Raw genomic sequence first — 22,134 nt, forward strand, 5'->3', positions numbered from 1 at the left:
TCAGTCCGGACGCAGCGCGTCGCGGTCCTTTTCGAACTCGGCCAGTGTCGCCTCGAACGGCATCGGGGCATCGCGCAGAATGTTGCGCGCGCGCGCGGCGCACCACGCGGCAAGCAGCAGGTACACGATGAAGATGCCGGTCATGGCCTGAAGACGGTAGGTGTCCCAGAAAATGACGATCACGAGCGCGGTCAGCGAGACGAGAGCGAGAACACCGAACAGCATCGCGGCCAGACCCAGGAAGGCCACGCCCATCAGGCGTTCTTTCTCTTCGGTCAGTTCGATGCCGATGAGTTCGATGCGCGACTGTACGATCTCGAGCAACGCACCGGCGAGGCGCCGCAGCGAAGGCCGCGGCGGGGTCGTACGATCATTGTCGGTCATGGAGTGGGCTGGGCGGCCCGCCTGACCCGTCGCACCGGTCAGGGGGGCTCCGCCTTGGGCAAAGTAGGCGAGGAAGGAAACGTGCGTCGGCGTGGCTTACCGGCGGTTGAGCAGCAGACCGATCACCACGCCGATGCCGGCTGCGATGCCCACGGCTTGCCAGGGATGATCGTGCACGTAGTCGTCAGTCGCGCGAGCGGCCTGCTTGCTCTTCTCGACCACGACGACCTGCACGTCGGACGCTTTCTCCTTGGCTTGCTTGAGCAGCGCCAGGGCCTTGTCGCTCAGCTCGGAGGCGCGCTCACCGGTCGTGTTGGCGGCTTGTTTGAGCAGGTCTTCGGCGTCGGCCAATACGGTTTTGATATCGGTCATGAACTTCTCCTTGTTGGTATGTGCTTGCGACATTGTCGTTGCCCGTGGTGGGGAGGAAAATGCGAGGGGGGTATGACTGGTATCGTAACCCTTTCGCCGTGTCGTTGCCAGAAAACAACAGGCACGTTCCCGCTATATTTCGAAAACTTATTTACACCAAATTTTTTATTCGTTCTGGCTAAGCTTAGCATCCTTTAGTCTTTACCCACTGAGTTGAAGGTTCTCAAGGAGAGCGTAAATGACATTGCGTTTGGGCGACATTGCCCCCGATTTCGAGCAGGACTCGTCGGTTGGCAAAATCAAATTCCACGAATATCTCGGCGACAGCTGGGGCGTGCTGTTTTCTCACCCTGCGGACTACACGCCGGTCTGCACGACCGAACTGGGTCTGACCGCCAAACTCAAGGGCGAGTTCGAAAAGCGCAACGTGAAGGCCATCGCGTTGTCGGTCGACGACGCCGAATCGCACAAGGGCTGGATCAAGGATATCAACGAGACGCAGAACACCACGGTCAACTTCCCGATTCTGGCGGACGGCGATCGCAAGGTCTCGCAGCTGTACGACATGATCCATCCGAACGCCAGCGAAACCGTCACGGTGCGCTCGCTGTTCGTGATCGATCCGAAGAAGAAGGTGCGCCTGATCATTACCTATCCCGCCAGCACGGGCCGCAATTTCGACGAGATCCTGCGCGTGATCGACTCGCTGCAACTGACCGACAATTACTCGGTCGCCACGCCGGGTAACTGGAAGGATGGCGAAGACGTGGTGATCGTGCCCTCGCTCAAGGACGAGGCGGTGCTCAAGGAGAAATTCCCGAAGGGTTACAAGGCGGTGCGCCCGTACCTGCGCCTCACGCCGCAGCCGAACAAGTAATTCGTTCGGCGTTGCCAATGAGAAATGCCAGCTCGTCGTCCGAGCTGGCATTTTTTGTTTGTCGAACACTCCGATTGTCGGGTACGCGCCGTCGCCCGGGGGATTGACGGCCCGCAACGCGCGGCCTGAGAAACGACGCGTACCCGACAAGTCGCAGCGACCGCCCACGGTCGTGGACAGGCCCTGCGACCCCGTTCTTCCGAATCGATCAGAAGAACGCCTGGATGCCCGTCTGGGCGCGCCCCAGAATCAGCGCGTGAATGTCGTGGGTGCCTTCGTAAGTGTTGACCACTTCGAGGTTCACGAGGTGGCGCGCGATACCGAACTCGTCGGAGATGCCGTTGCCGCCCAGCATGTCACGGGCAAGGCGCGCGACGTCGAGCGCCTTGCCGCAGGAATTGCGCTTCATGATCGAGGTGATCTCGACCGCGGCGGTACCTTCGTCCTTCATGCGGCCCAGGCGCAGGCAGCCTTGCAGGCCCAGCGTGATTTCGGTCTGCATGTCGGCCAGCTTCTTCTGAATCAATTGGTTCGCCGCGAGCGGGCGGCCGAATTGCTGGCGATCGAGCACGTACTGACGCGCCGTGTGCCAGCAGAATTCGGCGGCGCCGAGCGCGCCCCAGGCAATCCCGTAGCGTGCCGAGTTCAGGCACGTGAACGGGCCCTTCAGGCCAGAGACGCCCGGCATGAGGTTCTCTTCCGGCACGAATACCTGATCCATCACGATCTCGCCGGTGATCGACGCGCGCAGGCCGACCTTGCCGTGGATCGCCGGCGCCGAAAGCCCCTTCCAGCCCTTCTCGAGAATGAAGCCGCGAATCTTCTCTTCGCCGTTCTCGTCGGCGAGCTTGCCCCAGACGACGAAGACGTCGGCGATCGGCGAATTCGTGATCCACATCTTGCTGCCGCTGAGCTCATACCCGCCCGCGACCTTCCTGGCCCGCGTGGTCATGCCGGCCGGGTCCGAACCGTGGTTCGGCTCCGTGAGGCCGAAGCAGCCGATCCACTCGCCGCTGGCGAGCTTCGGCAGGTACTTCTGCTTCTGCGCTTCGCTGCCGAATTCGTAAATGGGCACCATGACGAGCGACGACTGGACCGACATCATCGAGCGATAGCCCGAATCGACGCGCTCGACCTCGCGCGCGATCAGCCCGTAGGCGACATAGTTCAGACCGGGGCCGCCGTACTGTTCGGGAATCGTCGGGCCGAGCAGGCCGATCTCGCCCATCTCGCGGAAAATCGACGCATCCGTTTGTTCGTGACGAAACGCCTCGAGCACGCGCGTCGCGAGCTTGTCGTTCGCGTAGGCGGCTGCGGCGTCGCGAATCATGCGCTCGTCGCTGGTGAGCTGCGCGTCGAGCAACAGCGGATCTTCCCAATGAAACTGTGCGTTGCCTGCCATGACCTTTCTCCTCCGATGTTCTCGAAAAAATACGCGAATCCAATCGTCGTCGCCCGCCGGGGACCCCGGCCGTCACTGCCGCGCCCTGATCTGCCGGAACGGCTCGACGACTTGACTAAAGTTCCGCAATGCGGAACAATGTTCTGAAATCGAAGTTAGTTTAGCACTAAACTTTTTTGCCGGGCAACGGCCAGTGCGTGCACTGGCGCAAACCTTCTCGATTGGAGCGCGCGATGGTTGTGGTCAAAACATCCCTGTCAGCCTTCTCCGGTGCGCCGGCGCATGGCGTGCCGCCTTCGCATGACGAGCGCAAGTTCGTCACGGCGCTGGCCCGAGGTCTCGAGTTGTTGCGGGCGTTTGGCCCCGACGACGCCTTGCTGGGCAATCGCGACTTTGCCGCGCGCACGGGATTGCCGAAGGCCACCGTCAGTCGCCTTGCCTACACGCTGACCGAACTCGGGTATCTGCGCTACGACGCCGACCTGGGCAAATATGCGCTCGACGCCGGCGTCCTGGCGCTGGGGTATGCCTTCCTGAGCGGTACCGACATGCTCACGTTGGCGCGTCCGCACATGCGGGCGTTGGCCCGCGAGATGGGGTGCTCGATTTCGCTGGGCTGCCGCGAGGGCATCGACATGATGTATCTCGAGACGATTCGAAGCGATTCGGCGCATCTCACGCTGGGCCTTACGGCGGGTTCGCGTCTGTCGATGCTGACGAGTTCGATGGGGCGCGTCTATCTGGCGGCGATGACGCCGACCGAGCGCGAGACCATGCTCTCGGACCTGCACGATGCGTACGACGCCAATCCGGCGGCGCTGCGCAACGTCGGTTGGGACGCCCTGAAGGCGGGCGTCGACAAGGGGATCGAGTCGTACCGGCGGGAGGGGTGCTGCTACTCGTTTCGCGAGTGGCACGAGGGTGTGAACGCGGTGGCGGTACCGCTAAGAGACGTGAGGCAGAATCGATGGCTCGCGATCAGTTGCAGCGGGCCGTCGTCGTCGATTCCCGATGCCGTGTTCCGGGAGGAGATCGGGCCGCGGCTCAAGCAACTCGCAGCGCGTCTGAGCGGGCAGGCCTGACGGCGCAGGCGGACCAGCGCCGCTGCCTTTCGTGCGAGGCAACGGCGCCCACCCCGATCCAGGCGAATCAACGCCCGCGTGGATCAGGGCAGCATCACAACAGCGTGCGCACGTGCCACAGTTCGGGGAAAAGCACCACGTCGAGCATCTTGCGCAGATACGGGGCGCCGTTCGTGCCGCCGGTGCCCTGTTTGAAACCGATGATGCGCTCGACGGTCGTCACGTGACGGAATCGCCACTGACGGAAAGCGTCCTCGAGATCGACCAGTTCCTCGGCCATCTCGTACAGCTCCCAGTGCTGCGACGGGTTGCGATACACCTCCAGCCACGCGGCCTCGACCGACTTGTCGTGAGGCGTGGGCTTCGTCCAGTCGCGCTCCAGGCGCTCCGGCGCAATCGCGAAACCGCGCCGCGCGAGCAGGCGCACTACCTCGTCATAGAACGAGGGCGCGTTGAGCGCGGCTTCGACCTGCTTGAAGAGGTCCGGGCGATGCGCATGCGGCTGTAGCATCGCCGCATTCTTGTTGCCCAGCATGAACTCCAGAATCCGGTACTGGTACGACTGGAAGCCCGACGAGCTGCCGAGCGACGGGCGCATCGACGAATACTCCGACGGTGTCATCGTCGCCAGCACGCTCCAGGCCTGCACCAGTTGTTCCAGAATGCGCGACACGCGCGCGAGCATCTTGAATGCCGGCGGCAGTTCGTCCTGATGCACGGCCGTGCGCGCGGCCTGCAGTTCGTACAGCGCCAGCTTCATCCACAACTCGCTGGTCTGATGCTGGATGATGAACAGCATCTCATTGTGATCCGTCGAACGAGGATGCTGGGCGTTCAGGATCGGATCGAGCGACAGATAATCGCCGTAGCTCATGCGCTTCGAGAAGTCGAGCGTGGCGTCGTGCCATTGCGTGGCGTTGGCGGACGTGGCCTGCGCGGCCGGGGCGTCCGCGCCCGAGTGCCCGAACGGACACCCGCCCTGAGCGGGCGAGGCTTCCGTGGTCTTCGAGGGCGTTTGCGGCGCGTCGTGCGGGGCGGTGGTCTTGCTCATGCTGCCTGACTCCTCTCTCAAGTCACCGCGCCGCGGCGATGAAACTCGGGCTTGTCCCACGATCCCGTGCTCAGCACGTCACGCAGAATCTCGACCGAGTCCCACACGTCGGCGAAACTCGTGTAAAGCGGCGTCATGCCGAAGCGCATGATGCGCGGCTCCCGATAGTCGCCGATCACGCCGCGCGCAATCAGCGCCTGAATCACGGCAAACCCTTCGGGATGTTCGAAGCTCACTTGCGACCCCCGCGACGCGTGATCGCGCGGCGTCACGAGCGTGAGCGGGAATTCGGCGCAACGCGATTCCACGAGCTGGATGAACAGGTCGGTGAGCGCGAGCGACTTGCGGCGCAGCGCGTCCATCGACGTCTGCGCGAAGATGTCCAGCCCGCACTGCACCAGCGAGAGCGAGACGATCGGTTGCGTGCCACACAGATAACGGCCGATGCCGTTGTCCGGCGTGTATTCCGGTGTCATGGCGAACGGCGTGCGATGCCCCCACCAGCCTGACAGCGGTTGCCAGAACGTGTCCTGATGCTTCTTGTTGACCCACACGAACGCCGGCGCGCCAGGGCCCCCGTTCAGGTACTTGTACGTGCAGCCCACGGCGTAGTCCGCATTGGCGCCGTTCAGATCGACGGGCACCGCACCGGCGGAATGGCACAGGTCCCACACGGCCAGCGCGCCGGCCGCGTGAATCTCGGCCGTGCGTGCGGCCATGTCGTACATGGCGCCCGTGCGGTAGTTCACATGCGTGAGCAGCACCACGGCGACGTCGTCACCCAGGGCGCCCTGCAGGTCGTTGGGGGTGTCGACCAGGCGCAGCGAGTAGCCGTCGTCGAGCAAACGCGTGAGGCCCTGCACGATGTACAGGTCGGTCGGGAAGTTGCTGCGCTCCGAGATGATCACCTTGCGCTGCGGTGCGCGACTGCGCTGCGCATCGAGCGCGGCAGCCATCACCTTGAACAGGTTGCTCGACGTGGTGTCTGTCACCACGATTTCGCCTTTACCCGCACCGACGATCGGTGCAAGGGCGTCGCCCAGCGTGCGCGGCAGCGCGAACCAGTCGGCCTCGTTCCAGCTGCGGATCAGCCCGACGCCCCATTCGGCCGCGATCACCTCCTGCGCACGCTTGAGCGAGGCGATCGGGCGAGCGCCCAGCGAGTTGCCGTCGAGGTAGATCACCCCGGGGGCAGGTCGAATTGTGCACGCAGCGGGGCGAGCGGATCGGCCGCGTCGAGGGCCAGACAATCGTTGCGAGAAGATGCCATGGTTAGCGTTCAGTGATTCAGTGATTCAGTTGGTAAAGGCAAAAGAAATCGGGCGGAAGTCCGGCGAGCGGAACGTCGCGCGTTACAGCGTGCGCAGTACGGCACGCACCGGGCTTGCGTCGAGTCGCATGAACTTGAGCGGCAGTGCGATGAGTTCGTAGTCGTCGGCCTCGACGGCATCGAGCACGAGGCCCTCGAGAATCGCCATGCGGTGCGCGCGAATGCGATGATGGGCATCCATCGTCTTGCTCTGCTGCGGATCGAGCGACGGCGTGTCGATGCCGACCAGCTTCACGCCATGGGCGGCGAGCAGGTCGATGGTCTCGGGCGCCACGGCACAAAATTCGCTGTCCCAGTGCGCGAGCGGCGCCTGGGCGTAGGTGCGCAGCAGCACGCGCGGCGGCACGTCCCTCAGGTGCGGCGCCACCATCTCCGGCGTGACCAGGGGCGAGGCGCCCACACAGTGCACCACACGGCACGCTCCGAGGTAAGTCTCGAGGTCGACTTCGCCGATGCAGGCGCCGTCATCGTCGTAATGGCGTGGCGCGTCGGCGTGAGCGCCGGTGTGCGGCGAGAGCGTGATACGTCCCACATTGACCGGGCAACCCGGCCCGATCTGCCAGACCGGGGTCTCGGTGAGCGGCGTGTCGCCGGGCCATACGGGGGTTTGCGCCGATAAAGGTGCGCTGATGTCCCATACGCGGCGCTCACGCGCGCCGATCGTGCGGGGTGTTGCCGAAGCGGTGAAATCTGTCATACGCGAGCGCTTTATCGAGGCGATCCGGGGGAAGAAGAGTCCCAGATAGTGTAGGAAATTCCGCGCCGCAGGTGCTTGCGTATTCGACGAGTGTGTGCCGATGAATTGAAATTAAACCGACAATTTCAATGATTTTTTGGTCAATTCTTCGAGTGATTTTGAAATTGGTCGAATTCAATGCGACTTCGCGACTTCATGACTTCGCGCGGTCGCGGATTCGGTGCGCGACGGCCGCCAGCCGCGCTTACGGGCGGTGGGTCATCTGCTCGATGAGTTCGCGCAGCGCGTCCTTGAGCAGTGCCGACTGGTCTTGTCCGAAGCGGGCCAGCAGGCTGGCTTCGTGGCGGCGGGCGCTGGCCAGCAGCGGCGCCACGTGCGCGACGCCCGCGTCGGTGAGCGAGACGAGCGATTGCCGGCGATCGGTGGCGCTCGCGCCACGCACGACGTCGCCCGCGGCTTCGAGCCGGTCGACGACCTTGGTGAGCGTCGGTTGCTTGGCCAGCACGATATCGGCCAGTTGATTGATGGTGCGCGCGCGTCCGTCGGAGAGCGTGGCGAGCACGCGCCACTCGAGCACGCCGAAGCCGGCGGCTGCCACTTCGCGATGGAATTCGTCGGAGACCAGCGTGCTCGCGCGCGCAAGCAGGTACGCCAGATAGTCGTCGACGAACGGCGCGCCGGCGGCGGACATGAGGCGACTCAGCCCAGCGACTGCGGCTTGTGGAAGCCGCCGGCATGGAAGATCAGCGGCATGCGCTCGGCCACCTCGGCATGCACGCCGCATCGCTCGACTTCGCCCACGAAAATGACGTGGTCACCTTCGTCGTAGCGGCTGCGGTTGTGGCATTCGAACCAGGCCAGCGCGCCGTCGAGCACCGGCGTGCCCGAGGCGGACAATGTATACGGCACGCCCGCGAACCGATCGCCCTTCATCGTGGCAAAGCGCTTGCAGATGTCGAGCTGATCAGCCGCCAGCACGTTCACGGCGTAATGCGAATTCTCGCGAAAGACCGGCATGCTGCCTGCTCGCGTGGCCAGACTCCACAAAATGAGGGGCGGCGTGAGCGAGACCGAATTGAACGAACTGGCGGTGATGCCGATGAGCGAGCCGTCGTCGGCGCGCGTGGTGATCACGGTGACCCCGGTGGCAAACTGACCGAGGGCATTGCGAAAGGCTGCGCTGTCGAAATCCGGCGCTGCGGCGCGTTTGGCGTTCACTGTCCCTGCACTCCCGTCCGGCAAATTTGATCGGGTTGATTTGTATGAATATTCATATACTATGGCACGAACAACAGATCGACAAGACGCGTGACGGCCGACAGTGCGCCACGGGGCGCAGCCCCTGGCGGGCGGGAGGGTCAAACGCTCAGGAGACGATATGCTGATCGAGCGAATCGAGCATAAGTGGATCGACGTATTTGCCGAGACCTTGCGGCGCTGCGACATACGACCCGGCGATGTGGTGGCGATTGTAGCCGAAACGCAATCCCGGCCTGTCAACGTGGAATTGGCGCAGCTTGCCGCCGAATCGCTTGGCGCAAGGCCCTTCCGGCTTGTCGTGCCCAGCCCGCGCGTGAGTGCACCTGTGCCGGTGCGCTCCACGGGCGCGAGCGACGCGCTCGGTCGGTTGGCACCGGTCGTCGCCGCGCTCAAGGCTGCGACGCTCGTCGTCGACTGCACGGTCGAAGGCCTGCTTCACGCTCCCGAATTGCCGGAGATTCTCGGCGGCGGCGCGCGCGTGCTGATGGTCTCCAACGAACATCCCGAAATCCTGGAGCGCTGCGCGACCGATCCGGCGCTCGAGCCGAAGGTGCGCGCGGCGATCAAGCGCTTGCGCGGCGCCGAGCAAATGCATGTGAGTTCCGGCGCGGGCACGGACCTTCGTATCGGCCTGCGCGACGCGCGTGTCGGCGGGGTGTGGGGCTGGTGCGCCAAGCCGGGACAGGTCGCGCACTGGCCCGGCGGCCTGGCCCTGGCGTTCCCCGCCGCGCACAGCGTAAACGGACAGCTCGTGCTGGCGCCCGGCGACATCAACCTCACGTTCAAGCAATATCTGCGCGACCGGATCGTCCTGAACATCGAGGACGACTACGTCGTGGCGATCGACGGCGAAGGCGTCGACGTCGACTTGATGCGCGATTACTTTGCCGCATGGGGCGATCGCGAAGCGTATGCGGTCTCGCACGTCGGTTTCGGCCTGAATCCGCGCGCGCGCTGGGACGCGCTCGCATGCTACGACAAACGCGATTGCAACGGCACCGAGCAGCGCGCGTTCGCCGGCAACTTCCTGTATTCCACCGGTGCCAACGAGGTAGCGGGCCGTCACACGCTGGGCCACTTCGACTTGCCACTGCGGCACTGCACGATTGCGCTCGACGGCGACGTCGTGGTGCGCGACGGGCGTTTGCAGGGCGAGTTCGCATCATGAGCCCGCACGTGCCTGCCTGCCGCGTGTCGGGTGCTGGTGCGCTGACGCTCGTGCTGCTGCACGGCATTGGCGGCAACCGCGATGTCTGGCCCGCGCAATTCGAGACCTTCGTCAACGCGGGATACCGTGTCGTGGCATGGGATATGCCGGGCTACGGCGAGAGCGCGATGCCCGCCGCGCCGACGATGGCGTCGCTGGCGGACAGCCTTCGCGCGCTGCTCGACACGCTGGGGCCGTCGAGATTCGTGCTCGTGGGGCACAGCATGGGCGGGATGGTCGCACAGGAATTGATGGCGCGCGGCGAGCCCTTCACGCGAGACATTGCCGGGCTGGTGCTGTGCGGCACCTCGCCGGCGTTCGGCAAGCCGGACGGCGACTTCCAGCGTGAGTTCGTGCGCCAGCGCACGGCGCCGCTCGATGCCGGCAAGACCTTGCGCGAGATGGCGCAGTCGATCGTGCCCGGCATGCTTGGCGAGCCGGACGATGTCACGCGCGACGCTGCCTGCGCGCTCGCCGTCGACGCCATGGGCGCGCTCAACCCCGAGGCGTATCGCGCCGCGCTGCAGGCGCTGGTCGGCTTCGAGCAGCGCGCGGCGCTCGCGCGGCTCGCCGTGCCGGTGCTCCTCGTCGCGGGCGAACACGACACCAACGCGCCGCCAAAGGTCATGGCACGCATGGCCGAGGCCATCACCGACGACCGGGCGCGTGTGCGCTACGTCTGTCTCGATGGCGCCGGGCATCTGATGAATCTGACGCATGCGGCGGCATTCGACGCCGAAGTGCGCGCTTTCCTCGCAACACTCTAGAACCCTCCAGGAGACTACCGTGGCCTATCAGCCCCCTTCGATCGTCGGCGAGCATTACCCGCTCACGGACAAGCAGCGGCGCTTGCTGGCGCTGGCCGAGCAGGTGGGGCGCGAGTCGCTCGCGCCACGCGCCGCGCGCTGGGACCGCGAAGCGTCGTTCCCGTTCGAGAACTACGACGACATGCGCGCCGCCGGCTTGCTCAAGCTGTGCATTCCCGAAGCGGACGGCGGTCTGGGCGCCGACTTCGCCACGTACATGATGGTTTCCGCCGAGTTGGGCCGCCACTGCGGTGCGACGGCGCTCACCTTCAACATGCACACGTGCTCGATGATGTGGACGGGGATTCTCGCCGACGATCTCGACATGACGCCCGAGCAACGCGCCGAGCATGCGCGTTATCGCGAGCACCACTTCGCCCGGGTGATCCAGGACGGTGCGATTTACGCACAGCCGTTCTCCGAGGGCAGCGCCGCGGCGGCGGGCAAGGCACCGTTCGGCACCACGGCCACCAAGGTCGAGGGCGGCTGGAAGATCAATGGCCGCAAGATTTTCGCGTCGCTCTCGGGGGCCGCCAACTACTACGGCGTGCTGTGTACCGAAGACAAGCCCGAGCTGTCGATGAAGGACACGTTCTACATCGCGGTGCCGGGCGACGCGCCGGGCGTGACCGTCACAGGTGACTGGGATCCGCTGGGCATGCGCGGTACGGTCTCGCGCACGTTGCTTTTCAAGGACGTGTTCGTGCCCGACGAGCTGCAATTGATGCCGCGCGGCATCTACCATCAGGCCGCGAGCCGCTGGCCGCACATGTTCATGACGCTCTCGCCGACATACATGGGTATCGCCCAGGCGGCCTATGATTTCACCATCCAGTACCTGCGGGGCGAAGCGCCCGGCATGGGCGCGCCGGTCAAGCGCCGCATGTATCCGACCAAGCAGATCGCCGTCGCGCAAATGCACATCCTGCTCGAGCAAACGCGCGCGCTGTTCCTGCGTGCATTGCAGGACGGCCGCGCCGATCCGGGCAAGGAAGCGCGCCTGCGTGCCTATGCGGCGCAGTACACGATCATGGAGAATGCCAACGAGCTGTGCCGGCTGGCCATTCGCACCTGCGGCGGACAGTCGATGCTCAAGACGCTGCCGCTCGAGCGCATGTACCGCGATTCGCGCTGCGGCGCCCTGATGCTGCCCTGGACGGCCGAGCTGTGTCTCGATCGCATCGGCCGCGAAGCGCTCTACGAACCGGGCGAGCGCGACGAGTAAGTCTTGCGGGCGCGGCGGTGCCTACGCTTCCTTGCGCATCCCTGGGCATCCCTGGGCATCCCCGCGCATCCCGACAGGCACCGAAATCGCCGAAGATATGTCGTCGCCGTGACGATCTGCCGCGAGGGATCGTCGCGGGCGCTGCATCGTTTTCCTTGTTACGGAGCACAAGTTGACGCCTTTCGTAGAAGCGCTCGTCCGTCACGCCCGCGCCACGCCTGAACGGCTGGCGTTGCGCTGCGGCGTTGGCGAGGAAGCCTTGACCACCGATTACGCGGCGCTGTGGCGACGCATCGAGCGCGTCGGCGGCCATTTGCGCGAGACCTGGCGCATCGCGCCGGGCGACCGGGTCGCGTGTCTGGGGCTGAACGACGAGCTGCAACTGGCGCTGCTGTTCGCCTGCGCACGCGCCGGCGCGATCTTCCTGCCGCTGAACTTCCGTCTGGCGGTGCCCGAGCTGGCCGCCATCGCGCGCCATGCGGGCATACGCGTGTTGTGGTTCGACGCCATGCATCGCGAAGCGGCCCGCCAGATTCGCGATCGGCTGGAACAGGACGCCGTCATCGAACTTCCGCCCCCGGCGATCGCGCCGCTCGAAGGGCTCATTGCGGTGCCGTCGGCCAAGCCGGTCGACTACCCCGACGTTGCCCCCGACGCCCCCGTGTTGCTTGCCTACACGTCGGGGACGACTGGCGAGCCGAAGGGGGCGCTGCACACCCAGGCCGGTCTGCTGGCCAACGCGCGGGCGAGTTGGTGGGCGCACGAAATGACCCCTGGCGATCACGTGCTGTCCACGCTGCCGATGTTCCACGTGGGCGGACTGTGCATTCAGACGTTGCCCGCGCTGCTGTGCGGCGCGAGCGTAACGCTGCATCCTCGCTTCGATCCGGCGGCCTGGCTCGCGGACGTTCAGCGGTACCGTCCGACGCTTTCGTTGATGGTGCCGGCCACCATGCGCGCCGTGCAGTTGCATCCGGCGTGGGCGTCGACCGATCTGTCTTCGCTGCGCGGCGTGATGGCCGGCTCGAGTGTGATCCCGCTCTCGGCCATCGACGCCTTTCATGCACGCGGCATCCCGCTGGGCCAGGTGTATGGCGCCACGGAGACCGGCCCGGTGTCGATCGCGCTGCGCTTTGGCGAGGCGAAGGCGCACTCCGGCGCCGTGGGTCGCGCATGCCCGGGTGTGGACGTACGCCTGGCCGACGCCGCCGGGCACGATGTCGCGCCGGGCGAGGTGGGGGAGATCCTCGTGCGAGCGCCCAACGTGATGCGCGAATACTGGCGCGCGCCGAACCACCCGTCGTTCGGCGACGGATGGTTTCATTCGGGCGATCTGGCGCGTTTGCGCGACGACGGCTGCTTCGAGGTCGTGGGCCGCAGCAAGGACATGATCATCTCCGGCGGCGAGAACATCTATCCGGCGGAAATCGAGAATGCGCTCGTCGACTGCCCGGGCGTGCTCGAGGCGGCAGTCGTCGGCGTGCCGGACGAGCAGTGGGGGGAAGTGCCTGTGGCCGTGATCGTGCCCGCGGCAACCGGTGTCGCGCAGGACGGCCCCGAATCGCCCGGCGTCGTGGCCACGCCGCAGAGCGTGCTGGCGTTTCTCGGCACGCGCATCGCGCGCTTCAAGTTGCCGCGACGCGTGGTCATGATCGATACGCTGCCCAAGAGTGCCCTTGGGAAAGTGCAGAAACCGATTCTCATCGGGTGGCTATCCGACACCCCCGATTCGCAAAACACAACCCACGGTCGCTAATCAGAAGTTTTATTCAGTTTTCGCTTAAAAGCGCCGAACACCTTGTCGCGACAAGGGTTCGGCGCTTTTTGCTGGATAGCTTCCGCGATGCATAAGGGAAAATCCCTATGCGTAATCTCCCAATTTGTTACCATCCCATGAGAATCGTATTTTTGAGTTTGGGAATTGCATCGCAAGATAGCGCCCATGTCGTCATCGGCGGTCTAGTCCGCTGATTTTTTTGCTTTCTTCTGTTTTCAAGACGATGGACACCACCGAAGCGCATTCGGTCTCCGAACGCGTGCTGCAGGTCCTTGTGACCGTGGCGCGTCATGGACGACCGATCGCGGCACGCGAGATCGCCGCGCAAACGGGTTTGCCGCTCTCCACGGTTTACCGCCACCTCGTCCCGCTCAAGAAGTGGGGCCTGGTGCAGGAGCATGCCCACGAGGCGCTCTACGAACCGGGACCGGTCGGCGTGCAACTGGCATGGGGATTCGATCACAACTCGCATCTCGTCACGCAGGCACGCGAGGAGATCGAAGCCCTCGTGCAGCGCACCGGCGAGACCGTCGGTTTGCTCGTGGCGGCCAACGGGCAGGTCGTCTGCCTCGACATGCACGAGAGCGAGCAATCGCTGCGCTGTTCGTTCGCCAAGGGGCGTGCGCATCCGCTGGTGCATGGCGCATCGGCCAAGGCGCTGCTCTCGTTCCTCCCGCCGGCCACGCGCGACACCCTGATCGGTCGCCAGCTCGCGGGCCAGCCGGTGGCTCAGGAGCGTCTGGCGGCGCAGATCGAGGAGATCCGCAAGCAGCGCTATGCGGTGTCCGAGAGCGAAGTCGACTTCGGCGTCTGGGGCGTGTCGGCCCCGGTGTTCGCCGCCAAGGAACGTCTGGAAGGCACCATCACCCTGATGGCGCCCGCCGTGCGTGTGGCCCAGCGCCACGAAGAGCTGATCCGCCTCACGGTGGCCGCAGCCGAGCGTATTTCAAATCGATTGCAGTACTTTTAACCGGTTATCCGACCGAGACTACACGAAGGAGTACCAGATGAAATTGCGTCACATCCTCTTTACGATGGCGCTGGCCGTCACCTGCTCGAGCAAAGTTTTCGCCGCCGACGACGTGTTGCGCGTTGCCACCGACGCGACGTTCCCGCCGTTCGAATATGTGGAAAACGGCAAGCGCACCGGTTTCGACGTGGAAATGATCGAAGCGCTGGGCAAGGCCATGGGCAAGAAGGTCGAATGGACGGATATCGACTTCAAGGGCCTGATTCCGGCGGTGCTGTCCAAGCGCGTGGATGTGGCCGCTTCGGCGATCTACATCACGGATGAGCGTCTGAAGGTCGTGAACTTCACGCACCCGTACTACACCGGCGGCCTGGCCATCATGGTCAAGGCGGACAACAACACCATCAAGGAACCGGCCGATCTCGCCGGCAAGAAGGTGTCGGTGCAGGTGGGTACGAAGTCGGTGCAGTTCCTGAAGGAAAACTTCCCGAAGGTCGAGCGCGTGGAAGTCGAGAAGAACGACCAGATGTTCGAACTCGTGAAGATCGGCCGCGCCGACGCCGCCGTGACCGGCAAGCCGGCAGCGCTGCTTTACGCGAAGGCCAACCCGAGCGTCAAGGTGCTCGACAAGACGCTGACCGTGGAGCGTTATGGCTTTGCCGTGCGCAAGGGCGACACCGAACTGACCAACGACATGAACAAGGCGCTCGAGAAGGTTCGTGCCGACGGCACCTATGCCGAGCTGGTCAAGAAGTATTTCGGCGCCGCGAAGTAAGCGCGCCGCGTACGTAACATCTGGCGGGCGGGCCGCGACCTCCGACGTGAGGGCGGCGCCCGCCGAAGCAATATCGCAATAAGGCAGTAGAGCAACTGACGGAGTACGCATGGAACTCGATTTTTCGCCGGTGTGGGCCAACTGGCAGGACCTCGCGCGAGGTGCGCTCGTTACCGTCGAGGTAACGGCCTGCGCCCTCGCGCTGGGCTGCGTGTTGGGTTTGCTGGTCGGCATGGGCCGCCTGAACCCGGCGCATCGCATTCGCTACGGCATTTGTACCGCCTACGTCACGTTCATTCGTGGCACGCCGCTGCTGGTGCAGCTCTTCATCCTGTTCTTCGGTCTGCCTCAGTTCAACATTCTGCTGCCGGCGTTCATGTGCGGTGTATTGGGTCTGGGCATCTACAGCGGCGCCTATGTCTCGGAAATCGTGCGTGGCGCCATCCAGTCGATCGAGCGCGGCCAGATGGAAGCCGCCCGCTCGCTCGGCATGCCCTATGGCCTGGCCATGCGCTCGGTGATCCTGCCGCAGGCGATCGTGCGCATGATCCCGCCGCTGGGTAACGAATTCATTGCGCTGATCAAGAACTCCGCGCTCGTGTCGCTGCTCACGATTCACGACGTGATGCACGAAGGCCAGAAGATCATCAGCGTGTCGTACCGTTCGCTGGAAGTGTATCTGGCGATCGCCTTTGTTTATCTGATTCTGACCGGCACCACCACGCTGCTGCTGCAGCGCGCCGAGAAGTCCCTGCGTGCCGGAGGTGCCGTGCAATGAGCGATGTGAAGAAAGAATACGGCGGCCCGATCCTCAAGATCGAGGGTCTGGGCAAGGCCTACGGCAGCCATCAGGTGCTCAAGGGCATCGACTTCGAAGTCGACGCGCGTCAGGTGGTGGTTGTCATCGGCCCCAGCGGCTCGGGCAAAAGCACGTTCCTGCGCTGCTGCAACGGGCTGGAGACCGCCGAGGAGGGCACCATCGAGATCGTCGGTCAGAAGCTCGTCGACCACGGCAAAATGATGGGCGAGAACGCGCTCAACAAGCTGCGCACCGACGTCGGCATGGTGTTCCAGTCGTTCAACCTGTTCCCGCACCTGACGGTGCTCGACAACGTCACGCTCGCCCCGAAGAAGCTGCGCGGCATGAAGAGCGCGGATGCCGAGAAGCTTGCCCGCGAACTGCTCGCCAAGGTCGGGCTGGCCGCCAAGGCCGACGTGTTCCCGGGCACGCTCTCGGGCGGGCAGAAGCAGCGCGTGGCGATCGCCCGTGCGCTCGCGATGCAACCGCAGGTCATGCTGTTCGACGAGCCGACCTCGGCACTCGACCCGGAGCTCGTGGGCGAGGTGCTGCAGGTAATGAAGGCGCTCGCGAACGACGGCATGACGATGCTCGTCGTGACGCACGAAATGGGCTTCGCCCGCGAAGTGGCCGACGTGGTTGTCGTCATGGATCAGGGCCGCATCATCGAAGCCGGTGCCCCCGACCAGATCTTCACCGCGCCGCGCGAGGCGCGTACGCGGGAATTCCTGCAGGCAGTCATCGCACGGTAAGGCAGGCAAACGTATGACAATCGATCGAGCGGTCTGGCAAGGCCGCGTGGATACCGGCGAGACCGGCCACACTCTCCGTCTGCACCAGGTGCTGCGCGACTACGACGCGGCGCAGGTGGCCGGCGGTGCCGTCGTGCTGGGCTTTTGCAGTGATGAGGGTGTGCGCCGCAATCATGGACGTCAGGGCGCCGTGGCCGGCCCCGACATGTTGCGTCGCGCGCTCGCGAGCCTGCCCGTGCAGGGCACGCCCGCCGTGTTCGAAGGTGGCAACATCGTCTGTGCGGACGATCGGCTCGAAGCGGCGCAAGCCGCGCTCGGCCATCGGGTGGCCGAAGTGCTCGCCGCAGGCGCGCGCCCGGTGGTGCTGGGCGGTGGGCATGAGATCGCCTACGGTACGTTCCTCGGGGTGGCCGAGCATTATGGCGATCGCCTGCGCGACGAACCCATCCTGATCCTCAACTTCGATGCGCACTTCGATCTGCGTGCACAGCCGACGGCGAGTTCCGGCACGCCGTTCTGGCAGATCTCGCAGTTGCTCGCGGGGCGTCAGGCGCCGTTCCACTACGCGTGCCTCGGCGTGAGCCGCTACAGCAACACCGACGCGCTGTTCGAGCGGGCGAACGCATTGAATGTCGATTACTGGCTCGACGAGACGATGCTTGCGCATCGGCTGCCGCAGATGTGCGAAGCGCTCGAGAAGAAGCTCGCGCAGGTCCGGCACGTGTACCTGACCATCGACATGGACGTGCTGCCGGGCGAAAAGGCGCCGGGCGTGTCGGCACCCGCGGCCCACGGCGTTGCGCTGGAGGTCGTGGAGGCGCTCATCGGCGTGGTGCGCCGCTCGGGCAAGCTGCGCGTGGCGGACATTGCCGAGTACAACCCGACGTACGATCGGGACGGCCTGACCGCGCGCGTCGGCGCGCGCCTGTTGCATCCGCTGATTACGCAGGCAGTCGCCTGAGCCGCATGAACGGTATGAATGGCATGAATGGCATATAGCGTTATTTGCGCCGTTCGCCGGCGTTCTGCGCGACAATAAGGCGGGCCGATCGAACCTTCGATCGCCCGCCTTATTCGTTTGGTGCGCCGCCGCACGAACGCAGTCGACAAGCGAGGTCAAGATGACAGTGCAGACGAACTCCCCGCGTGATACCCGTACCGAAGTCGCCACGCTCGCCGGTGGCTGTTTCTGGTGCCTCGAGGCCTGCTACCAGCAGCTCGACGGCGTGACGTCCGTGGTTTCGGGCTACGAGGGCGGCAAGGTCGACAATCCGACCTACGAGCAGGTTTGCGAAGGCGAAACCGGCCATGCCGAAGTGGTGCAGCTCACCTACGATCCCGACGTCGTCAGCTTCGAGGAACTGCTCGTCGTGTTCTTCCAGATTCACGATCCGACGACCCTCAATCGCCAGGGCAACGACATCGGCACGCAGTATCGGTCCGCCATCTTCTATCACGACGAGGCCCAGAAAACGGCAGCCGAACACCTCATCGCCGAGCTGATGGCGGAAATGACGTATCCGCACCCCATCGTCACGCAGGTCGTGCCGGCGCAGACGTTCTGGCCTGCGGAGGCCTACCACCAGAACTACTTCCGCCAGCATCCCGACCAGGGCTACTGCGCCTATGTGGTCGCGCCGAAGCTCAAGAAATTCCGCGAGAAATTCGCTCGCCGTCTCAAGCCGGCGGCCTGAGGCCACGCCACGGTGGCCGGCGCGGCGCGCGCCGGCTCACAGGAGCGTGCAGGGGCCCGTCTGCATGGGGTCGATGGCCGCATCGAGCCTGCCCGGTCGAACCGCACGCCTCGCGCGTTGCGGTTCGCCACGCGCACCGCAGCGCACCAACTGCGCGGTGAAGTCGGACAGCGTGGTGTCGTCCACGTCCGTCAGCGAGAGTCCGATCGGCGGCAGAGCGGTGTGTCCTTCCATCCCGGCGGCACGGTAGTGGAAGGCGAGCACGGGGGCGTGGTCGCGTCGAATGCGCGCCGCGCAGGGGGTGCCCTCGTGCAGGAAGGCCAGTTCACTCTGCCCGGCGAACAGAAGCTCGGCGTCGCCCGGTGCATCGAGGTCGGGGAACGCGAAGCGGCCAATGGCCACGCTGCGTAAGCCCATGTCGTGACAAAGCGCCCTGAAACCGCCTGGCCGGAATTCGGGTTCGTCGCGCAGCAACGATGCCAGTCCGAGCGTCCTGAGATACCCATCCACATCGAGTTCCGCCGCGTTCGGGTGGAGCGCAAGAATGTCGCGCAGCATGGCGCGCAGTTCGGCGTTGCTCGCCCGATCCTCGGCGGCACATGCGCCAACAGGGGTGACGAGCGTAGCGAGCGCGCGCTCGAAATAGTCGCTCACCGGCACCGCCTGACATCGATAAACCGTCTTCCGGAATCGATCGAGCGGCGTCGGTGCGGTGCTGGGAGCGGTGGTTGCCGCGGTCGTCGATGGGGGCGTCGGCGCGAAGGTTGCTTCCGGCGTCAATGACGGCGCCGACGCGAGTATCGGTATCGATGTCGCCATGGGTATCGTTGGCGTTGGGGACGTGCCCGGCGACGTGGATGTCGTTCGCCTCGGTGAGATGGTGGTTGGCACGCGCGATGGCGATGGCATTGCGTGGACTCGATTTTCGATGCGCCGCAGGTCGACGAGGACTTCGGGGGTGGCAGTGCCGGCATCGGCGTCGTACGCCATCGCGCCGGCGCGCGACATGGGAATGGCCAAAGCGAGAAACGGCATGTTGCATACCTCGCGGGAGTCATGGGTGGATCGGAAGCCAGTGACGAACCCCTTCGGCGCGGACGGAAAGTGCCCCGACCTGAAGGTGTCCCGTGAGTCAGGGCGGGACAATACGGCATCGGACGACACGCGACGGGGGCACTACAGGGCACGGCAAGGCACGACGGGACACGACAGGACACGACAGGACACGACAGGACCAGGACACGACGGATGGCTACGGAGCCACCGTCGATCATCGCGAACTGGGCTGCGCCGTGGTCAGTCGATGACGCGAACAGGAGATCCTGCCGTCGCGGCAAATAGCACCAGACAAGGTTGATCCGCGTCCTGGGCATGGCCGCGCGCCGCGCCGGGACTGTCGAAGTAGAACGCATCGTCGGCGTTCGGCACGCGCGTCGTGACGATCTCGAAGCGGTGAGGGTCGAAGCGGATATCGAGGAATGTCCGGCTCTCGTGGAACCAGACCACGTAGCCCGAATAAGGCAACGCTTGGGGTAGGTCGGGTCGTGGGGTCGCGGCGGCGTGCAGCGGTGCGCAGGCCGGCGCGGGATTGCGATGGCCCTCGCGCTCCTGGCGATGTTTCATGGGTGGATCTCCTGAGAAGTGACGGCGACGCTTTCCGGAGCGTCGAGCGATGGTGAGGCCGTTGCTGGCGCACGGTTTTCGGGAATGGGCCCCCGCCTGCCGATTCCCGGGACGCACTTCGATGATGCCCGGCCCATGCGGCGGCGGGCGCGAGCCGTATCCGAAAACGGTATCGGACGATGCCTCGTTGCAGCGACGACGAGCGCAGCGGCACCCGCCTGAATCTGCCTTGGCGTGGCGTTGAATTTTCGTCATGCCGGTCCGTGTTTCATCCTGCCGGGCGGAAGACGTCGCCCGCGCACCCGGCCAGGTGCGCCTTCCGACGTGCTTGCGGGAACGGGGGAGGGAGATGGAGAGGGACCGGCGGAGGGCGGCGTCCCGTGTCAGCCGATGCCCCCGGGACCATTCATATGTTCATTATTTTTCGCATAGAATGACGGCTTACCTCCATGAAGTCTTCAGGTAGTTCCCCGTGCGCCCCCTGCCTTTTCGCGACGCGCTGATGGCCATGATCGGCATCGCGCTCGTCAACATGCTCGTCGCTCTCGACCAGACCGTCGTCAGCACCGCGCTGCCGTCCATCGTCGCCGAGCTCAAGGGGTTCGAGTACTACGCCTGGATCGCGAGCATCTATCTGCTCGCTTCCGTGGTCACGGTGCCCGTGTTCGGCCGCCTCGGCGACTATTTCGGCCGGCGCCGCTTCGTGATCGCGTCCGTGCTCACGTTCACCTTCGCTTCGCTGCTGTGCGGACTGGCACCGAACATGCCGTTCCTCGTTTTCGCGCGGGGCCTGCAAGGCGTGGGCGGCGGCATGATGGTGGGGACCGCCTTCGCGTCGGTGCCCGACCTCTTTCCCGACGCCCGCTCCCGCGTGCGATGGCAGGTCGTGATCACCACCGCCTACGGTATCGGCACGGCGGCGGGACCGTCATTGGGCGGCCTGCTCTCGGAGCATTTCGGCTGGCGCTCGACGTTTTTCGTGAACCTCCCGGTCGGTCTGGCGGCGCTCTACTTCGTGTGGCGCTACCTGCCGAAATTCCCGCCGGCACATCAGGGGGACGTGCGCGTCGACTGGCGTGGCGCCCTGTGGATCGGCGTCGTGCTGGGCGGCTTCCAGGTGTTCATCGAAAACGTGCCCGCGCATGGGGCGTCGCTCGGCAACGGGTTGCTGATCGCGGCGGTCGTGGCTGGCTTCTGGATGCTGCTGCGTACCGAGCGTCGCGCCACGCACCCGATCGTTCCGCTGGACATGTTCCGGCATCCGCAGCTCGTGGTGCTCTTCACGCTCTCTGTGCTGATTGGCTTCGTCATGTACTCGCTGATCTTCTTCGCGCCGTTGCTGTTGCAGGGGGGCTTCGGCCTGAGCCCGCAGGCGGCCGGGCTGATCGCCACGCCGATCGCCGCCTGCATCGCACTGGGCAGCTTCATCAATACGCCGATCGTGGTGCGTCTGTCGCGGCCCACGAACATGCTGATTCTCGGTTTTTGCCTGCTGGCGGTGGCCTCGGCGGGCGTGGGGCTGGCACACCGGGATACGTCGCACGGCCTGCTGGCGCTGGCCATGGCGTGCGCGGGCATCGGCATTGGCTTCATTCTCAACAACATGAACGTGTTCGGTCAGGAGATTGCCGGGCGCGAGCGCTTCGGCATTACCACCGCGCTGTTGCAGTCGACCCGCATGGTGGGCGGCATGCTCGGCACAACGATCGTCGGCACGCTGGTCAATCACTGGTATGCCAATGGCGTTGCGGGCGCCGTCTCTGCCTACGACGGCACGCCTGCCGCGCACGCCGTCGCGCGGGCGCTGGACCCGCGCATCCTGATCGATCCCGCGCTGCGCGGGGATTTGCTGATGGATCTGCGGGCCATGGGCATCGACGGTCTGCCGCTGGTCGAAACCGCCCGGCAAACGCTCGTGAACGCCGTTCACGCCGGCGTGCTGCTCACCGGCATTGCCGCCGTCGTGGCGGCGCTGCTCGTGCGCCGGATCCGGCAGATCCAGTTCCCGAAGCGGCGCGAGCGCCCGGCCATGGCGTCGCCGGAATAGGCGG

General features: G+C 65.1%; 22 protein-coding genes and 1 pseudogene. 13 read left to right on the forward strand and 10 right to left on the reverse strand.

The genetic code is table 11. The features are described 5' to 3' along the window. Positions 1-384 carry a phage holin family protein gene (locus LV28_RS30875; protein WP_023594926.1) on the reverse strand — a complete coding sequence of 128 codons (384 nt, stop codon included), beginning with the start codon at positions 382-384 and terminating at the stop codon, positions 1-3. A 96-nt stretch (positions 385-480) separates the two neighbouring features. Further along, a complete protein-coding gene (locus tag LV28_RS30880) occupies positions 481-789 on the reverse strand; it encodes an ElaB/YgaM/YqjD family protein (protein ID WP_023594927.1) in 309 nt (102 codons plus the stop codon). Positions 790-994: 205 nt separating this feature from the next. Here LV28_RS30880 and LV28_RS30885 point away from each other — a divergent pair, with 205 nt between their 5' ends. Beyond that, the gene (locus tag LV28_RS30885; protein WP_023594928.1) at positions 995-1,633 is read left to right on the forward strand and encodes a peroxiredoxin; all 639 of its coding nucleotides are present in this window, start codon (positions 995-997) and stop codon (positions 1,631-1,633) included. Between the two features lie 208 nt (positions 1,634-1,841). Here the strand turns inward: LV28_RS30885 and LV28_RS30890 are convergent, their stop codons facing one another. Then, entirely contained in the window at positions 1,842-3,035 is a 1,194-nt protein-coding gene (locus tag LV28_RS30890) for an acyl-CoA dehydrogenase (protein WP_023871941.1), read from the reverse strand. A gap of 233 nt (positions 3,036-3,268) precedes the next feature. Here LV28_RS30890 and LV28_RS30895 point away from each other — a divergent pair, with 233 nt between their 5' ends. Continuing rightward, positions 3,269-4,117 (forward strand): IclR family transcriptional regulator, encoded by an 849-nt coding sequence (locus LV28_RS30895; RefSeq protein ID WP_023594930.1) that lies wholly within the window; start codon positions 3,269-3,271, stop codon positions 4,115-4,117. Positions 4,118-4,211: 94 nt separating this feature from the next. On the opposite strand, the gene kynA is transcribed toward LV28_RS30895, so the two are convergent. From kynA to LV28_RS30920, 5 genes and pseudogenes are all read right to left on the reverse strand, one after another. Next, positions 4,212-5,168 (reverse strand): tryptophan 2,3-dioxygenase, encoded by a 957-nt coding sequence (kynA, locus tag LV28_RS30900; RefSeq protein ID WP_038618323.1) that lies wholly within the window; start codon positions 5,166-5,168, stop codon positions 4,212-4,214. 17 nt (positions 5,169-5,185) lie between these two features. After that, positions 5,186-6,438, reverse strand: a pseudogene (kynU, locus tag LV28_RS30905) (kynureninase). Positions 6,439-6,520: 82 nt separating this feature from the next. Then, positions 6,521-7,195 (reverse strand): arylformamidase, encoded by a 675-nt coding sequence (kynB, locus tag LV28_RS30910; RefSeq protein WP_023594933.1) that lies wholly within the window; start codon positions 7,193-7,195, stop codon positions 6,521-6,523. 244 nt (positions 7,196-7,439) lie between these two features. After that, a complete protein-coding gene (locus LV28_RS30915) occupies positions 7,440-7,886 on the reverse strand; it encodes a MarR family winged helix-turn-helix transcriptional regulator (RefSeq protein ID WP_023594934.1) in 447 nt (148 codons plus the stop codon). Positions 7,887-7,894: 8 nt separating this feature from the next. Next, positions 7,895-8,413, reverse strand: a complete 519-nt coding sequence (locus LV28_RS30920) for a flavin reductase family protein (protein ID WP_023594935.1) — start codon at positions 8,411-8,413, stop codon at positions 7,895-7,897. A gap of 160 nt (positions 8,414-8,573) precedes the next feature. Here LV28_RS30920 and LV28_RS30925 point away from each other — a divergent pair, with 160 nt between their 5' ends. The 10 genes from LV28_RS30925 (at position 8,574) to msrA (ending at position 18,460) form a co-directional block, all read left to right on the forward strand. Next, positions 8,574-9,623: a 2,5-dihydroxypyridine 5,6-dioxygenase NicX family protein gene (locus tag LV28_RS30925; protein WP_023594936.1), complete on the forward strand. Its 1,050-nt coding sequence runs from the start codon at positions 8,574-8,576 to the stop codon at positions 9,621-9,623. Further along, complete coding sequence (locus tag LV28_RS30930; protein WP_038618319.1) at positions 9,620-10,429, forward strand: alpha/beta fold hydrolase; 810 nt, start codon at positions 9,620-9,622, stop codon at positions 10,427-10,429. Before LV28_RS30925 ends, LV28_RS30930 begins: the two co-directional genes overlap by 4 nt. A 19-nt stretch (positions 10,430-10,448) precedes the next feature. Continuing rightward, a complete protein-coding gene (locus LV28_RS30935) occupies positions 10,449-11,693 on the forward strand; it encodes an acyl-CoA dehydrogenase family protein (RefSeq protein WP_048806418.1) in 1,245 nt (414 codons plus the stop codon). A gap of 172 nt (positions 11,694-11,865) precedes the next feature. Beyond that, the gene (locus tag LV28_RS30940; protein WP_024788547.1) at positions 11,866-13,449 is read left to right on the forward strand and encodes a class I adenylate-forming enzyme family protein; all 1,584 of its coding nucleotides are present in this window, start codon (positions 11,866-11,868) and stop codon (positions 13,447-13,449) included. A 244-nt stretch (positions 13,450-13,693) separates the two neighbouring features. Next, positions 13,694-14,440 (forward strand): IclR family transcriptional regulator, encoded by a 747-nt coding sequence (locus LV28_RS30945; protein WP_023594940.1) that lies wholly within the window; start codon positions 13,694-13,696, stop codon positions 14,438-14,440. A gap of 37 nt (positions 14,441-14,477) precedes the next feature. Next, entirely contained in the window at positions 14,478-15,215 is a 738-nt protein-coding gene (locus tag LV28_RS30950) for a transporter substrate-binding domain-containing protein (RefSeq protein ID WP_023594941.1), read from the forward strand. A gap of 109 nt (positions 15,216-15,324) precedes the next feature. Beyond that, on the forward strand, positions 15,325-15,993 hold the full coding sequence (locus LV28_RS30955; protein WP_023594942.1) for an amino acid ABC transporter permease: 669 nt from the start codon (positions 15,325-15,327) through the stop codon (positions 15,991-15,993). Continuing rightward, entirely contained in the window at positions 15,990-16,766 is a 777-nt protein-coding gene (locus LV28_RS30960) for an amino acid ABC transporter ATP-binding protein (RefSeq protein WP_023594943.1), read from the forward strand. Before LV28_RS30955 ends, LV28_RS30960 begins: the two co-directional genes overlap by 4 nt. 13 nt (positions 16,767-16,779) lie before the next feature. Then, on the forward strand, positions 16,780-17,727 hold the full coding sequence (hutG, locus tag LV28_RS30965; protein WP_023594944.1) for a formimidoylglutamase: 948 nt from the start codon (positions 16,780-16,782) through the stop codon (positions 17,725-17,727). A 160-nt stretch (positions 17,728-17,887) separates the two neighbouring features. Further along, positions 17,888-18,460, forward strand: a complete 573-nt coding sequence (msrA, locus tag LV28_RS30970; protein WP_023594945.1) for a peptide-methionine (S)-S-oxide reductase MsrA — start codon at positions 17,888-17,890, stop codon at positions 18,458-18,460. A 36-nt stretch (positions 18,461-18,496) separates the two neighbouring features. On the opposite strand, the gene LV28_RS48670 is transcribed toward msrA, so the two are convergent. Together LV28_RS48670 and LV28_RS30980 are read right to left on the reverse strand one after the other, a co-directional pair. Further along, positions 18,497-19,114 carry a hypothetical protein gene (locus LV28_RS48670; RefSeq protein WP_144347257.1) on the reverse strand — a complete coding sequence of 206 codons (618 nt, stop codon included), beginning with the start codon at positions 19,112-19,114 and terminating at the stop codon, positions 18,497-18,499. Positions 19,115-19,756: 642 nt separating this feature from the next. Further along, positions 19,757-20,083, reverse strand: a complete 327-nt coding sequence (locus LV28_RS30980; RefSeq protein ID WP_023594947.1) for a hypothetical protein — start codon at positions 20,081-20,083, stop codon at positions 19,757-19,759. A 508-nt stretch (positions 20,084-20,591) separates the two neighbouring features. Here LV28_RS30980 and LV28_RS30985 point away from each other — a divergent pair. Continuing rightward, complete coding sequence (locus LV28_RS30985) at positions 20,592-22,130, forward strand: MFS transporter (RefSeq protein WP_038621396.1); 1,539 nt, start codon at positions 20,592-20,594, stop codon at positions 22,128-22,130. Positions 22,131-22,134 lie beyond the last annotated feature (4 nt).

Source organism: Pandoraea pnomenusa, from assembly GCF_000767615.3.
Lineage (GTDB): Bacteria > Pseudomonadota > Gammaproteobacteria > Burkholderiales > Burkholderiaceae > Pandoraea > Pandoraea pnomenusa.

Excerpts from the sequence above, each read along its gene's own strand:
- hutG (WP_023594944.1), top strand. The coding sequence starts at position 16,780 with ATGACAATCGATCGAGCGGTCTGGCAAGGCCGCGTGGATACCGGCGAG.
- LV28_RS30960 (WP_023594943.1), top strand. The coding sequence starts at position 15,990 with ATGAGCGATGTGAAGAAAGAATACGGCGGCCCGATCCTCAAGATCGAG.
- LV28_RS30885 (WP_023594928.1), top strand. The coding sequence starts at position 995 with ATGACATTGCGTTTGGGCGACATTGCCCCCGATTTCGAGCAGGACTCG.
- msrA (WP_023594945.1), top strand. The coding sequence starts at position 17,888 with ATGACAGTGCAGACGAACTCCCCGCGTGATACCCGTACCGAAGTCGCC.
- LV28_RS30950 (WP_023594941.1), top strand. The coding sequence starts at position 14,478 with ATGAAATTGCGTCACATCCTCTTTACGATGGCGCTGGCCGTCACCTGC.
- kynA (WP_038618323.1), bottom strand. The coding sequence starts at position 5,168 with ATGAGCAAGACCACCGCCCCGCACGACGCGCCGCAAACGCCCTCGAAG.
- kynB (WP_023594933.1), bottom strand. The coding sequence starts at position 7,195 with ATGACAGATTTCACCGCTTCGGCAACACCCCGCACGATCGGCGCGCGT.
- LV28_RS30955 (WP_023594942.1), top strand. The coding sequence starts at position 15,325 with ATGGAACTCGATTTTTCGCCGGTGTGGGCCAACTGGCAGGACCTCGCG.
- LV28_RS30985 (WP_038621396.1), top strand. The coding sequence starts at position 20,592 with ATGATCGGCATCGCGCTCGTCAACATGCTCGTCGCTCTCGACCAGACC.
- LV28_RS30980 (WP_023594947.1), bottom strand. The coding sequence starts at position 20,083 with ATGAAACATCGCCAGGAGCGCGAGGGCCATCGCAATCCCGCGCCGGCC.
- LV28_RS30945 (WP_023594940.1), top strand. The coding sequence starts at position 13,694 with ATGGACACCACCGAAGCGCATTCGGTCTCCGAACGCGTGCTGCAGGTC.
- LV28_RS30930 (WP_038618319.1), top strand. The coding sequence starts at position 9,620 with ATGAGCCCGCACGTGCCTGCCTGCCGCGTGTCGGGTGCTGGTGCGCTG.
- LV28_RS30875 (WP_023594926.1), bottom strand. The coding sequence starts at position 384 with ATGACCGACAATGATCGTACGACCCCGCCGCGGCCTTCGCTGCGGCGC.
- LV28_RS30915 (WP_023594934.1), bottom strand. The coding sequence starts at position 7,886 with ATGTCCGCCGCCGGCGCGCCGTTCGTCGACGACTATCTGGCGTACCTG.
- LV28_RS30895 (WP_023594930.1), top strand. The coding sequence starts at position 3,269 with ATGGTTGTGGTCAAAACATCCCTGTCAGCCTTCTCCGGTGCGCCGGCG.
- LV28_RS30890 (WP_023871941.1), bottom strand. The coding sequence starts at position 3,035 with ATGGCAGGCAACGCACAGTTTCATTGGGAAGATCCGCTGTTGCTCGAC.
- LV28_RS30880 (WP_023594927.1), bottom strand. The coding sequence starts at position 789 with ATGTCGCAAGCACATACCAACAAGGAGAAGTTCATGACCGATATCAAA.
- LV28_RS30925 (WP_023594936.1), top strand. The coding sequence starts at position 8,574 with ATGCTGATCGAGCGAATCGAGCATAAGTGGATCGACGTATTTGCCGAG.